Consider the following 13,339-nt stretch of genomic DNA (forward strand, 5'->3'; position numbering starts at 1 on the left):
CTTAATATTCTTAAAGCCTTTTTAATCTAACGGTTCAAAAATATATACAATCAAAATTAAATCTACATCATTTACCATGTTTTTCCTAAATTAGTATTATGAAAATTTATGTAGTAAGTGGCCTCGGAGCAGATTTTAAAGTATTGGAAAGACTGGAATTTCCCGAGAACTGTGAAGTGATTTTTATAGACTGGCTTATTCCCGAGAAAAATGAGTCCTTTCATTCCTATGTTGCGAGAATGGCGGAGAAAATAGACGATTCAGAGCCGTTCTGCCTGTTGGGATATTCCTTTGGAGGAATAATGGTACAGGAGATTAATAAACTGAAGCCTGCCCAAAAAGTAGTCATTATGGGAAGCATTAAATCTGATAAAGAAAAATCCAGATTTATAAGAACCGGAGAAATTACAAAACTTCCAAGAATTCTTCCTGTAGGCATGTTTAATGATAAAGCAGCAAATGTCTATTCTGTGATCCGGAAACTTTTTGATCCTAAAAATCCAAAGATCCTTGAGTATTTCAGAGTCAGAGATCCTTACTACCTCAAATGGTCTGTAGAGAAGGTTTCAGAATGGAAATTTGAAGAAATTCCAGAGGTCATCCAGATATTGGGCGATAAGGATATTGTTTTTCCAATTAAATATTCAAAACCGGATTATGTTATTAAAGGCGGAACCCATCTTTTTCCGGCCACAAAATCCAAAGAAGTTTCAAAAATATTGAAAGAAGTGTTTGCTTAAAATAATTTACTTTAGGTATTCATTAAATTTTAATGGGGTATTTGTTTTTAAAATATATGTTTTTATAAAATTTATGTTTAATTTTGATAGGGTTAAATGTAAATTTTATGAAAATTGGTTTAAAGTGGATTGTTTCATTTTCAATTATTTGTCTTGTAGCTTTCGGAGGATTATTCTGGAGCCCTATTGTTGATTTTCCCAATACAGGCGAATTTCTGAGTGAAGATAAGATCGTAGGCGCTGATGTAGCCTGGATTCTTGCAGCAGCCGGACTTGTTCTGCTGATGACACCCGGACTTTCATTCTTTTATGGAGGAATGGTTGGGAAAAAAAATGTGATCTCTACCATGCTCCAGAGTTTTATAGCACTCGGTGTTATTTCTATGTTGTGGGTAGTCGTTGGTTTTTCCCTGTCCTTCGGAGATTCCTTAGGCTTTGAAATTAATGGTGTGCATTACGGAATTATTGGAAATCCCCTAAGTTATCCGTTTTTCAGCAGGGTAGGTGTATTGCCTCATAAAATGATGGCCTCTACCATTCCCTTTGTGCTTTTTGCTCTTTTTCAGATGAAATTTGCAGTCATCACTCCCGCTCTTATTACAGGCTCCTTTGCTGAACGTGTACGTTTCATCTCTTACCTCCTTTTCATGGTACTTTTCAGCCTTTTCATCTACACGCCGCTTTGTCATATGGTATGGCATCCGGATGGACTTTTGAATAAATACTTTGGGTTAAAAGATTTTGCTGGCGGAACCGTAGTCCATATGAGTGCCGGTTTTGCAGCTCTGGCAGGAGCTTTGGTTCTTGGGAAAAGGAAAAACCCACATCATGAGCCTTCCAATATTCCTTATGTTCTTTTAGGAACCGGTATGTTGTGGTTCGGATGGTTCGGATTCAATGCGGGATCTGCCCTGAGCGCTAATGCTACTGCTGCAATAGCATTTGGAACTACAACCATTGCGTCTGCTTCTGCCATGATGACATGGATCTTTTTTGACAGAATAAACGGCAGAAGTGTATCCGCATTGGGAGCCTGCATTGGTGCAGTGGTAGGCTTGGTTGCCATTACTCCCGGATGCGGTTTTGTTTCTATTCCTGAAAGTCTTTTTATAGGATTTATTTCAGCCATTGTTTCCAATCTCATGATGAATTGGAAGAAGCTCAAAAAGATTGATGATACACTGGATGTTTTTGCATGTCATGGAGTAGGCGGGATCATGGGAATGATATTAACCGCTATTTTCGCCCATGGTGAAAATGCCAGTCTTCTTCATGGTGGTGTTAACGTTTTTGCCCATCATATGGTAGCTCTTATATTGGTTTCTGCGTTTGCTTTCTTCGGGTCTTTGATTTTGTATAAAATAACGAACCGAATCATCACTTTAAGGGTTTCCGAAGAATCAGAAAATAAAGGTCTGGATATTTCGCAACATGAAGAAAGCTTAAAGTGGTGATTTTTGCTGGAAATTCTCCTAATTGATTGAATTGATGGTATTAAAGATTTCAGTCTTAGAATTTTCGAATATTTCACCTCCGAATTCTTCATTATCCAATGAGAAAACACTAATATCTTTTACTCCCATGATGCCAAATATATGTTTCAGATAAGTGGTCTGGAAGTTCATATGTCCATTTTTTTCATTTTCACCATAACCCGTGTCACCTCTGCTCGATAAGATAAAAACTTTCTTATATTCAAGGAGACCGACATAATCTCCGTCAGGAACTCCTGATCTGAATTTCCAGGTTTCATTGATGCGCATTACCTGATCGATATAAGCCTTTAAACCGCCCGGAATAGACCAGTTATACATAGGTGTTCCTATGACGTAGATGTCATTTTCTTTAAGTTCTTGAATCAGTTCGTTGCTTAGTTTTAAAGCTTTTTGATTTTCTTCCGTTCTTTGCGAAGGCTTTATAAAAGCACTTGCAATCCAGTGTTCATCAATGTTGGGAATAATATCAATTCCGGTTTCCCTGTAAGTAAATACATCAAGAGGATGCTTCTTTTTCCAGTTTTCTACAAAAAGAGAAGTGAGCTTGCGGCTGTAAGATTTGGTATTCCTTACGCTTGCATTAATAATCAATAGTTTCATTTGCTATACATTTATAGAGACAAAATTCTTGATAATTAATTTCACAAAAATTGATCTGGTTCAAGAGTATTTATTTTTTTTCCGGATACGGCTTATAAATTCTGCAGAGATCCCCAGATAAGAGGCGATCAGATATTGAGGAATTTTGGAGACGATATCAGGATAAGTTTCCAGAAAGTCAAGGTATTTCTGTTCGGCCTTGTGCATATGATTAAATACCACTCGCTTTTCCAGCGTTCCAAGATAACCCTCTAAAATAATTCTGAAATATTTTTCCAAAGAGGGAATTTCCTGCAGCAGTTTTTGAAAAGACTGATGACTGATCTGCAGAAGATGCGTTTTCTCTATAGCCTGTATGTTGTAGATCGATACTTTTTGCCTGGAAAAACTATGGATGTCAGTCGCCCACCAATCATCAATTGCTAAAAAAAGAATTTCTTCATTTCCATTTTCAGGATTGATGCAGAAAGCTTTTAAGGCACCTGAAATAATGTAGTTGTCATAACGGCAGATCTCACCGTTCCTTAAAAGAAGCTCGCCTTTTTCCAATGTTTTTTCTGTCCAGAATCCTTTAAAAACTGAAATTTCCTCCGGACTTAGCTTTACATGCTTTGAGATATTCTTAATTAATGTTTCCATTTCCGATAATAAGACTAAAGAATTTTAGATTAAATGCAGAGGCTGTATTCCAATCCAAGATTAAGAAAGAGAGATGTTTCGTTATCAGCTAATTTACAAAAATATTAATTGCAGGCTTTGTTCTTATTTTCGGATGAATAGTTTGTAATACTAAGCCTGACAGTGTTTTTTATTGGATTTATCACGTATCTTTGTTAAGAGGAAAAATGATGAATCTTGTATGGAATCAATATCAGTATTTGAGATTATTAAAGTAGGAATAGGACCATCCAGTTCGCACACGATGGGCCCATGGAATGCGGCGTCTGCATTTATCAGAATTATAAAAAGGGAAAGATCTATTGCGGAAGTGAAGGAGGTTTTTCTTGAATTTTTCGGTTCTTTAGCAAAAACGGGGATTGGTCACGGGACCGATATTGCCGGAATGCTTGGATTAAATGGTGAAGATTTCACCACCATCAATACTTCAAAAATTGATGAAAAAATTGAGAAGATAAAAACAGACCAAATCATTAATCTGGGTGGAGAAAAAGAAATTCCTTTTATCTACGGATATCACCTGGTTTTAAATATGCAGAAGTCCCTTGATTTTCATCCTAACGGAATGATCTTTAAAGCGGTTTTTGAAGATGGAACAGAACTTGTTCAGGATTTTTATTCTGTAGGGGGCGGTTTTATTGCCAGTCAGGAAAAGAATTCCATAGAAAAACAATGTGTACGCACCCTTTATCCTTGCCATCACGGTTCTGACATTATAAAATACTCTGAAAAATTAGGATTCAAAAAATTTTCAGACTTAATCCTTATCAATGAGGAAAGCTGGAGATCCCAGGAAGAAACCAGACAGGAAGCTTTGAATATCTGGAAGAATATTAAAGAATGCATCTACAAAGGAGTCAATAAAGAAGGTATCCTTCCCGGAGGTTTAAATGTAACCAGAAGGGCTGCAGGAATCAACAGAAAGCTTTTAGGAGACAAAATCTATAAAAATATCGACGAATGGTTCCAGTTGGTAGTCGATGCAGAAGAAAACTTCACCAATATTAATAAATGGATCGCCTGTTTTGCTTTGGCAGTGAATGAAGAAAATGCCAGTTTCGGAAGAATTATCACAGCACCTACCAATGGAGCCAGTGGTGTAATTCCTGCCGTTTTAATGTATTCTCAGGCTTTTACAGAGTCAGTAAGTGAAGATGATATTGTAAGATTTATACTCGTAGCCGGAGAAATAGGAACCCTGTTTAAGAAAAATGCAACGATTTCTGCTGCGATGGGCGGATGTCAGGCAGAAATTGGAGTTTCATCTGCTATGGCTGCGGCCGGACTTACAGAAATTTTAGGAGGAAGCATTGGACAGGTATTGATGGCAGCAGAAATTGCAATGGAACATCACCTTGGACTGACCTGCGACCCGATCAAAGGACTGGTGCAGATCCCATGCATCGAAAGAAATACAATGGGTGCCATGAAAGCGATCACAGCTGCTAATATCGCATTGGAAAGCGATCCTGCGAAAGCCAAAGTAACGCTGGATGAAGTGATCCAGACGATGTGGGAAACAGCTTTATCCATGAATGACCGTTTTAAAGAAACTTCAGAAGGTGGACTTGCCATTGCGGTAAATGTTCCTGAATGTTAAAAGAAAATCATTAATTTATAAAAAACCTTAGATAAGAATCTAAGGTTTTTTTATGGGAATAGATGATGTCTGAAAGCTTGAAAAGGATGTTATTACTATGATTTATGCAAATTCTACGGTAAAGTTAAAATTAGTCAACAGTAATTCCAGCTTCCTCAAAATCATCTTTAGTATGGTTAGAAGCACTACTGTTTTTTATTGAATACATAAGTTTTTCCGTTCTGAGTCAGTTGCATCTGATTGTTTTCAGTGATAAATAGAATCGTAATACCTCCTTCGAAACTGAATTTATTTTTCTCAATATTTTTCAATGGAAATTCCGGCTGTCCCTTTCCTTGTGCAAATAACACTCCGTTTTTAGAAAATACATTCAATGGAACCGGAATGTCTTTAGATTCATATTCTCCAGCATATTTTTCCAATCCGGAATCTTGTTTTCCTTCAACAGATGATGGATATTTGTAATCTCTTCCATAAAGAAGATTTTGAATTCCAATGTAAAGATCATTATGATGAAGGTTTTCTCCATTTATTGTTACCGCAAAAGCAAGTTTGTCTTTTGGTTCATAAGTTAGTATAGAGTGTGAGCCGGCAGTATCACCGCCGTGGCCATAAGCAATAATGTTATAGAAAGGCACCTTCACAATTCCGGGTCCGAAAAACTTCTCCTCCTTGTTAGAGGTCATCATTTCAAGGGTTTCTTTTTTAATGAAACTGCCATTGAATAGAGCGTTCATAAAAATATTCATATCCTCTGTAGTAGAGACAATATCACCCAGTCCTATGCAATTATGGAAATTGAAATCGGGAACCTCTTTCCAGCTGCTATCAGTGAATTTATAGGATTTAAAAACATTTTTAGGATTATCCAATACAGAAAATGTGTATTTCATTCCTGCTTTTTCAGTAATGTGTTCTTTTAAAATTATATTATAAGGCTGGGCGTAAAGTTTTTCAAGGATCCTGCTTAAAAGAAAGTAGGCTGAATTAGAGTACATCATTTTCTTTCCCGGCTCAAAGCTTGTACCCTGTTTTTTGATTGTGGCAATAATAGCTTTATCACCTACCGTTTTCCCAAAAAGCCAATTATCCTTCGGTTCACCTACATAATCACCAAGTCCGCTAGTGTGATTCAACATCTGATGAATGGTGATCTTTTGTGCATTTGGGATTCCGGGATAAAACTTTGAAAGTTTTTCATTCAGGTTTAGTTTTCCATTTTCAACAAGCTGCATCAACATTACAGCTGTGATCATCTTACTGATAGAACCTATATGATATTGTGTATTCTTATTATACGTAAGATCTTTTATCTGCTGCTGGCCAAAATCTTTATGGTATTCCTGAATTCCGTTCCTGAAAACAGATACACTTCCGATACTCTGGTTTTCCTGTCCAATATAATCCAGAAAATTATCTATTTTATCTTTATTAATGGCTTTTCCATTAAGGTATTGAACATCTGGATTTTCAGAAGCAGGAAGATGTCTGAAAAGATTTAAAGGAAGAATTTTTCCGTTTTGGATTAGGTTGCCTTCAAAGTGATCATCTCTTAAAATACCCTTATAGCTCGCATTTATTTTTTTTATGTCAAAACTCAGTTCATTATTGCTGAATTCCGTTTTATCTACCTCAATATTTTTGTCACTTTGTTTAGGACTGTTAAGCAGAGAAGTATATCCTTTAGTATCTTTTTTGACCTTAAGAATTATTGGAAGTTTCATATTCTGGATATCAAGTTCCCCGTTCCAGGTTCCTTCGATTTGGGCGTGACAAATATGTGCCAGAAAAACCAGCACAAATAATAATTTGATTTTCATGTTATTTAAAAGTATTTAGATGTTAAAATTTGGCATATTAAAGTCATGATCAGCGATACAGCCGTAAAAAGAACAATATGCTGCCATTTTTTAATATTGGTAGCTGTTTTGAAACCGTTGTAATAGATGGTTATACTGTAAATCAGAATAATAATAGTAAAGAATGCCATTGTCAACATTACTGCAATATCTAAGACAGGCAGTGGTGTGGAAGGATCTGCCTGATGACTCATTACTCTTTTCGGAGCTTCTTTGATAATGGATATCTTCTCTGTAGACTGTAAAATAATCAGAAACAACTGGGAAATTAATACAGTGTTGACAATATCAATGAACCTTGTTTTGGTATTCAGGATCTTTCCCAATATAAAGAGAACAACGATAGCAAAAGCAAAACTGACCAAAGTAGGTATAGCTACAGCTTGAAGAGTTACCTGTTCTAAGCTGCTTATCTTATAAATACTGCTAAAACAAGTACCCGTCCAATATCCTGTTAGAATGGCAGCAGCTACAGTAAAAAGCCCTACAACAAGCAGTAGTTTATCATCAAATCTTTCAAAAGGATTAAAAATTGTTTTCCAGTTCATCACGGTAGTTTATAAATTCGTTTTTAACTGATCAACCTTAGTAATGAGGTCATCCATTTTGTTTCTCATGGTAGGATAGGATAGTCCGGCCTGCTTGGCCATTTCCTTAATGCTCCCGCTGGAAAGAAAAAAGTTGAGTACAAATTCCTGTTCTTCACGGTTTAGTTTAAGCAAAACGGGAAGTTCGTAGTCGCCGCTGACTTCTGTGCTACAGTTTGGGCATTTCATTTGGCTTACATTTAAAGTATTGTCACAGCTCGGACAAACTGTAGGAAGTTTCATTGATTGTTTTTTTACAAATGTAATTTATTTTTTAATAAAGTTAAAATATTTTTTAATTTTATTTAAATTTTTATCAAAAAGTATAAGTTGCTTAAAAAAACAAGTATCCATCTGAATCGCGAAAAAGGAGAATCGGCTATGAGCCGATTCTCCTTTCAATATACTTTCATTTACCTCAATATACCTCTGATCCGGTTCGCATTAGTAATCAGTTCTTCAAGGTATTCATAATTTTCTTTTTCCAGTGCCGCCTTGAATTTTCTGAGCTGGGTTATATGCTCATTCAGAACGTCCAGGACATTTTCTTTGTTTTGTTTAAAGATGGGCACCCACATTTCAGGATGGGACTTGGCAAGACGTACCGTACTGGAAAAACCGGAACTGGCAAGCTGAAAAATGGTCTCTTCTTCACGTTCTTTTTCCAGAACTGTATTGGCAAGAGCATAAGAGGTGATATGTGAAATATGTGAGATATAGGCTGTATGAATATCATGGTCTTCTGCATCCATGTAGATCAGGTGCATATCAAGATTTTCGGCAACTTTTTCTACCAGCTGCAGAGCATCGGCTGCAGACTCTTCTTTATTGCAGATTACTCCGGCTTTTCCTGAAAAACTTTCAGCAACTGCAGAAGTAGGACCATTATTTTCGGTACCCCACATTGGGTGAAAAGCTACGAATCTGGAACGGTTCGGGTGGTTTCTCACGGCATTTACAATGCCTGCTTTTGTGGATCCGGCATCCATCACAGTCTGTTTGTCAGACACAAGATCGAGCACTTTGGGCAGAAGCTTTCTGGCAGCATCTACAGGAATGGCTACGATTATAAAATCAGCATTTTTCACTCCATATTCAAGGTCTGTGCCGGCATCAATAATGCTGAGTTTCAGTGCTTCATTGATGTGCTGCTGGTTGTTATCGATCCCATAGATGAAATCCGCCATGCCTTTTTCCCTTAATTTTAAAGCCATCGATCCCCCGATTAAACCTGCACCAATAATACTTATTTTCATCTTTCTAAATTTTTAAAATAAAAAAACCCCGTCCTGGGACGAGGTTTAAGTTATGTTCATAAGAATCCTAGCCCAGATTTGAGTTAATAATTCTATAATAATATGTTGCGTTATTGAAATTCACAAAGCGAAGGTATAAAATATTTTTTAAACTCAGGATATTCCGGGGTCAAATTATTTTTTTGGAAAGATGACCTAATTTATGGATTAGAGATAATCAAAGTCGAAGGAATATCAGAAAGCCAAAGACTCTTAGTATCAATCAGGCTTTTCCAGCTTTTGCTGCTTACCAGCATCAGATCCTGGGAGTTCAGGAATTCTTTCTCGATCTTTTTCTCGTTGTATAATGTGATGTGATTAGGAGCTACCTGTTCAATGCTTCTGATCAGTTCTTTCACCTCAATATTATTGCGGATCTGTCCCGCAGCATCCAGAATAATAATTTGCGAATTGTTATTATTGATCAGCCTTTTGGCATATTCAAGGAGGTAAAAATCGCTGAGGTTGAAAATGGGTACAAATACTTTATCTGCGGATTTGAAATTCTTTTCTACCAGAACGCCTACCGGAATATTCGTTTTATCAAGGATCTGAAGTGTAAAATCGTCAAAAGGAGAATTATTGAAAATATTTCCTTTGCCTTTTACCGTGTTCAGAAGCTTTTCAGGATTAATAATCTTTGTAGTGAATCCAAGCAGTCTTCCGAGTAAGCTTCCTTCGTACATAGATTTACCCAGCATGATCAGAAGAAGGTCATAATTTCCCTTATTTGAAATAGCGGTAAGATCGTTTTCAATATCTGTAGAGGCTTTGAAAAGCGTGGTGACTTCGAGGTCTAATTCATTTGAAGTCTCAATAACCTCTTTAAATTGCTCTTTTTCGTAATGATTGATATCAAATGCATGAAGTTCATCTACAGGAGCAATATGCATAGCTGTCACACTTTTATTGCCATTCATTCTACGTGTAAGATTGTCTGCAAGATGCAGGAGTGTACTTCCGGATTTAATTGTTTCAAAAGATAGAAGAACCCTGTATTTGGTGTCATCTTCCTCTTCTTGATCATCTTCAATCATAGATTTTTTACCTTTAAAAAGATAATTGATCAGGTCAAGACAAGGGCCTGTCATAAAAGTGGTAAAAAGAGCCATAATCACAAGCATAGCAAACAGTTCCGGACCTAATACTCCCAAATCATAACCGATATTCAGAACAATAAGTTCGGTAAGTCCCCGGGTATTCATTAAGGCACCTATTGTAAGACTGTCTTTCCAGCTCAGGTTCAGGAATTTTGCGGTAAGGGCGCTTCCTACAAATTTTCCGATGACTGCCGTTAGAATAATCAGACCGCCTATTTTCCAGAGATGAATGTCATTCAGTAGTCCGATCTGTGTTCTCAACCCAGTAAATACGAAGAAGAGCGGAAGTAATAAAACCAAAGCAATATCTTCTATTTTTTCTATGAAAAGATTTCTGAATTTTATATTTTCAGGCATAATAGCACCGGCCATAAATGCTCCGAACAGCGCATGGATTCCAATAACTTCTGTTGCATAAGATGAGATAATCAGTATCAGGAAAAATACGGCAACCAGTGATTTGCTGATAAAACCTTTTCCTTTTTGTGATTCGGCAATTCTGTGAAGGAAAGGCCTCACTGCTTTAATCATCACAAAGACATACAAAACAGCCATTAAAATAACAAAAACTGATCCTGAAAAAGATCCTGCTTTCACAATGGCAATCACTGCAGCCAAAATACACCAGGCAGTAATATCATCTGCTGCTGCACAGGTAATAACTACTGTTCCTATTTTTGTTTTATGAAGGTTCCGCTCCTGAACAATTCTTGCGAGAACCGGAAATGCAGTAATGCTCATGGCAATGGCTATAAATAAGGCAAAAGAACTGAACTGAATACCTTCCGGTGCAAATTCCTTATAAATCAGGTAAGAAAGTCCAACTCCCAATGCGAAAGGAATGATGATGCTTGCATGGCTGATGACCACCGCATCATGTGCTTTTTTTCTCAGGACGCTCAAATCAAGCTCCATTCCTACAATATACATAAACAGGATCAGACCAATCTGACTAAGAAACTGCAAGTTCGGCAGTGATTCCTTAGGGAAAATAAAAGCCGAAAGTTCCGGAAAATAGAGTCCAAAAAGGGATGGCCCCAATACAATACCAGCAATCATTTCTCCAATTACAGAGGGCTGTTTCAGCTTGATACAGACCCACCCGAATAGTTTGGCAACCATGATAATGGTAACGATCTGAGCTAAAAGAAGGGCTAATGGATGATGAAGGTTCGTCAGAAATGAATCTGAGAAATTTTCCCACATACCAGCGCCCGTTGCTTTGCCGGGAGCAATATTTTCTCCTGCCTCCAATGTCTTACCTTCAATGAAAAACCAATACATAAGGCATGAAAAGAATGCAATTGTACTGACATAGAAGATAATATTTTTGTATTTCCTCAAATTCATAAGTCCGTTAATTTTAGTATAAATTTCTAAAGAATATATTGATGTTAAATACTATTCTTTTTAAAATGTAATAAATGTTTTAAAAAATGTAATAAAAGCCTATTTGAAATAATATCCAATCAGTTTCAGGTCTTTATGGGTGAAGTTTATCTTTGGCCTGTGAGGTTGATGTAAGCTCCATAATCTACATATCCGGCCACTACAATTCGAAAAAAGGAGGTCTTAACCTTTGAACCATTTTTCTGGGAAAAACAGAGTCCGGGTATGAGAATTCCTACTGCATACATATAATTTTTCATTATAATCATTTAATCAGCAGCAAAAATAAGCTCTATAAAGTGTTTAAAAGAGGTTGATGTAATGAAGCGGCCGGATTCTGCAGTGAAACCGGAAATGTTTGAAGGATTTACTTTCCGAAGAGCTCCATTAAAGAATGTTTATACGCTTCCCCGATCTGAAGTTTAAGAAATTGATCTCCTTCCGAATGAATGGTTGTAATAATTTCGTTGGTGGAAAATACTTTGATAGAAGAGAGAGCAATGATCTCTTTTTTGTTCACCTGGGCAAAATCCTTTGAAGGAAGCATATCAAGAAGGCTTTTAAAACTTAGGTTTTTAAGAACAATCGTGGTTCCGTCATTCAGGATAATATCTTTGTCGCGACTGTCGATTTCCGATGTTTTGATGTAGGCGATCTGTTCTGTGAAAATGACGGTTCTGCCGATATTGGTATTCCATTCGATGAGATCTTTTTTGTGGGGAACGTCTACCAGCTCTTTTGCTTTTTCGAAGGCCTGGATGAGTCTTTCTTTCTTAATCGGTTTTCTGACATAGTCTACAACATTCAGGTCAAAAGCTTCTGCTGCATATTCTTTGTAGGCAGTTGTGAAGATGATTTTTTTGGAACCGGAAATGAGTTCGGCTACCTGAAGTCCGTTCATGCCCGGCATTTCAATATCAAGGATGCATAGATTACAGTCAATGTGATCTATTTCACTCAGAAAGATTTTAGGATCATTGAATGCCTTTACGACTTCCACATTGTCGATTTGTTCACACAGAAGTTTCAGATAGCTGATCGCCAGCAGCTCATCATCAAGAATAACGCATTTTATCATAGAAATCTCCTAAATTTATTTTTAATTCTGCCGTGAAAATACCATTTCTTGAGCTTTTCTCTAGCTGATAATGATTGCCGTAAATCATTTTAAGCCTCTGATCCAGTGATTGGCTCCCGAAACCGCTGTTTTCCTTTTCAAGAACATTCTTCAAAGAAGCTTTGTTGCTGACTTTCATTGTGAAGATCCTGTTTTCAAGTTCCAGATTGATTGCGATGAAAGAATCCTGTGCGAGGAAATCAGTGTGTTTAAAGGCATTTTCGATAAGATCTACAGAGATCAGCGGGGCAAAGACTTTTTCTTCATACAGTACATCCGATTTATTGACTTTAGATTTTATCCTGAAATCAAAAAGAGGATTGATCTTTATTTTATTGATCTCGATAAGGCTTAATGCAAAATTCAGTTCTTCTTTCGGGCTTACAAATTTATTGTTGCTTTCGTATAGAATATAATCCAGAACATTGGCGAGCTTATCCAGGGACATATAGGTCTGGTAGGCATGTGACTGTACGGAATTCAGGATATTTTTAAACAGATGAGGATTTAGTTTTGTGCCGATATGTTCCAGCTGGACTTCGTTCAGTTTCTGTTCGATGATCTTATTGGCTTCAGAAAGTCTGGTGTTTCTCTGTCTGATCCTGCTGTTCTGATTAAAAAGGTAAATACTGACCGTAAGCAGGAAGAATATAGCAAAAACTCCCGTGAATATCAGATAATCGTGGATCATGTAGTAATTGCCTTCCATAAAAAAAAATTATTTAGTGCTTTTAACAGTTAATATGAATAAGATCATGCTGAACACCTTTGAAACAGTTTAATTTAACCATTAAGACCTTTAAATTGTTAAGATTGATGAAAGAAAAATCAAAGATATTTTATAAAGTGGTTGCTTATTATTTGACGTTCAAAGTCTT

13 protein-coding genes are annotated in these 13,339 nt (G+C 36.7%); 3 read left to right on the plus strand and 10 right to left on the minus strand.

Going from position 1 to position 13,339, the window contains the following annotated elements:
* Nucleotides 1–98: 98 nt before the first annotated feature.
* Together QF044_RS02870 and QF044_RS02875 are read left to right on the plus strand one after the other, a co-directional pair.
* Nucleotides 99–740, plus strand: coding sequence for an alpha/beta hydrolase (locus QF044_RS02870; RefSeq protein ID WP_307263420.1), 642 nt, complete (start codon nucleotides 99–101; stop codon nucleotides 738–740).
* Nucleotides 741–847: 107 nt separating this feature from the next.
* Complete coding sequence (locus tag QF044_RS02875) at nucleotides 848–2,194, plus strand: ammonium transporter (protein ID WP_307263422.1); 1,347 nt, start codon at nucleotides 848–850, stop codon at nucleotides 2,192–2,194.
* Nucleotides 2,195–2,212: 18 nt separating this feature from the next.
* Here the strand turns inward: QF044_RS02875 and QF044_RS02880 are convergent, their stop codons facing one another.
* Nucleotides 2,213–2,836, minus strand: a complete 624-nt coding sequence (locus QF044_RS02880) for an FMN-dependent NADH-azoreductase (protein WP_307263425.1) — start codon at nucleotides 2,834–2,836, stop codon at nucleotides 2,213–2,215.
* 60 nt (nucleotides 2,837–2,896) lie between these two features.
* A complete protein-coding gene (locus QF044_RS02885; RefSeq protein WP_307263428.1) occupies nucleotides 2,897–3,475 on the minus strand; it encodes a Crp/Fnr family transcriptional regulator in 579 nt (192 codons plus the stop codon).
* 220 nt (nucleotides 3,476–3,695) lie between these two features.
* Between QF044_RS02885 and QF044_RS02890 the strand changes: the two genes are divergently transcribed.
* Nucleotides 3,696–5,114: an L-serine ammonia-lyase gene (locus QF044_RS02890; RefSeq protein WP_307263431.1), complete on the plus strand. Its 1,419-nt coding sequence runs from the start codon at nucleotides 3,696–3,698 to the stop codon at nucleotides 5,112–5,114.
* Between the two features lie 185 nt (nucleotides 5,115–5,299).
* Here the strand turns inward: QF044_RS02890 and QF044_RS02895 are convergent, their stop codons facing one another.
* From QF044_RS02895 to QF044_RS02930, 8 genes are all read right to left on the minus strand, one after another.
* Nucleotides 5,300–6,934 (minus strand): serine hydrolase, encoded by a 1,635-nt coding sequence (locus QF044_RS02895; RefSeq protein WP_307263433.1) that lies wholly within the window; start codon nucleotides 6,932–6,934, stop codon nucleotides 5,300–5,302.
* Between the two features lie 5 nt (nucleotides 6,935–6,939).
* Nucleotides 6,940–7,521, minus strand: coding sequence for a YIP1 family protein (locus QF044_RS02900; RefSeq protein WP_307263436.1), 582 nt, complete (start codon nucleotides 7,519–7,521; stop codon nucleotides 6,940–6,942).
* Between the two features lie 9 nt (nucleotides 7,522–7,530).
* A complete protein-coding gene (locus QF044_RS02905) occupies nucleotides 7,531–7,803 on the minus strand; it encodes a DUF2089 family protein (RefSeq protein ID WP_307263438.1) in 273 nt (90 codons plus the stop codon).
* A gap of 170 nt (nucleotides 7,804–7,973) precedes the next feature.
* The gene (locus QF044_RS02910; RefSeq protein ID WP_307263440.1) at nucleotides 7,974–8,816 is read right to left on the minus strand and encodes a prephenate dehydrogenase; all 843 of its coding nucleotides are present in this window, start codon (nucleotides 8,814–8,816) and stop codon (nucleotides 7,974–7,976) included.
* Between the two features lie 200 nt (nucleotides 8,817–9,016).
* Nucleotides 9,017–11,299 (minus strand): cation:proton antiporter, encoded by a 2,283-nt coding sequence (locus tag QF044_RS02915; RefSeq protein ID WP_307271911.1) that lies wholly within the window; start codon nucleotides 11,297–11,299, stop codon nucleotides 9,017–9,019.
* A gap of 152 nt (nucleotides 11,300–11,451) precedes the next feature.
* Nucleotides 11,452–11,604 carry a hypothetical protein gene (locus tag QF044_RS02920; RefSeq protein WP_307263443.1) on the minus strand — a complete coding sequence of 51 codons (153 nt, stop codon included), beginning with the start codon at nucleotides 11,602–11,604 and terminating at the stop codon, nucleotides 11,452–11,454.
* Nucleotides 11,605–11,711: 107 nt separating this feature from the next.
* A complete protein-coding gene (locus QF044_RS02925) occupies nucleotides 11,712–12,422 on the minus strand; it encodes a LytTR family DNA-binding domain-containing protein (protein WP_307263446.1) in 711 nt (236 codons plus the stop codon).
* Nucleotides 12,400–13,170 carry a histidine kinase gene (locus QF044_RS02930; protein WP_307263449.1) on the minus strand — a complete coding sequence of 257 codons (771 nt, stop codon included), beginning with the start codon at nucleotides 13,168–13,170 and terminating at the stop codon, nucleotides 12,400–12,402. The genes QF044_RS02925 and QF044_RS02930 overlap by 23 nt, the downstream gene beginning before the upstream one ends.
* Nucleotides 13,171–13,339: the final 169 nt, after the last annotated feature.

It is taken from the genome of Chryseobacterium sp. W4I1, assembly GCF_030816115.1.
Taxonomy (GTDB): domain Bacteria; phylum Bacteroidota; class Bacteroidia; order Flavobacteriales; family Weeksellaceae; genus Chryseobacterium.

Coding starts and splice junctions, on each gene's coding strand:
- QF044_RS02895 (WP_307263433.1), bottom strand. CDS start 6,934: ATGAAAATCAAATTATTATTTGTGCTGGTTTTTCTGGCACATATTTGT.
- QF044_RS02880 (WP_307263425.1), bottom strand. CDS start 2,836: ATGAAACTATTGATTATTAATGCAAGCGTAAGGAATACCAAATCTTAC.
- QF044_RS02885 (WP_307263428.1), bottom strand. CDS start 3,475: ATGGAAACATTAATTAAGAATATCTCAAAGCATGTAAAGCTAAGTCCG.
- QF044_RS02930 (WP_307263449.1), bottom strand. CDS start 13,170: ATGGAAGGCAATTACTACATGATCCACGATTATCTGATATTCACGGGA.
- QF044_RS02875 (WP_307263422.1), top strand. CDS start 848: ATGAAAATTGGTTTAAAGTGGATTGTTTCATTTTCAATTATTTGTCTT.
- QF044_RS02870 (WP_307263420.1), top strand. CDS start 99: ATGAAAATTTATGTAGTAAGTGGCCTCGGAGCAGATTTTAAAGTATTG.
- QF044_RS02890 (WP_307263431.1), top strand. CDS start 3,696: ATGGAATCAATATCAGTATTTGAGATTATTAAAGTAGGAATAGGACCA.
- QF044_RS02900 (WP_307263436.1), bottom strand. CDS start 7,521: ATGAACTGGAAAACAATTTTTAATCCTTTTGAAAGATTTGATGATAAA.
- QF044_RS02925 (WP_307263446.1), bottom strand. CDS start 12,422: ATGATAAAATGCGTTATTCTTGATGATGAGCTGCTGGCGATCAGCTAT.
- QF044_RS02905 (WP_307263438.1), bottom strand. CDS start 7,803: ATGAAACTTCCTACAGTTTGTCCGAGCTGTGACAATACTTTAAATGTA.
- QF044_RS02910 (WP_307263440.1), bottom strand. CDS start 8,816: ATGAAAATAAGTATTATTGGTGCAGGTTTAATCGGGGGATCGATGGCT.
- QF044_RS02920 (WP_307263443.1), bottom strand. CDS start 11,604: ATGAAAAATTATATGTATGCAGTAGGAATTCTCATACCCGGACTCTGT.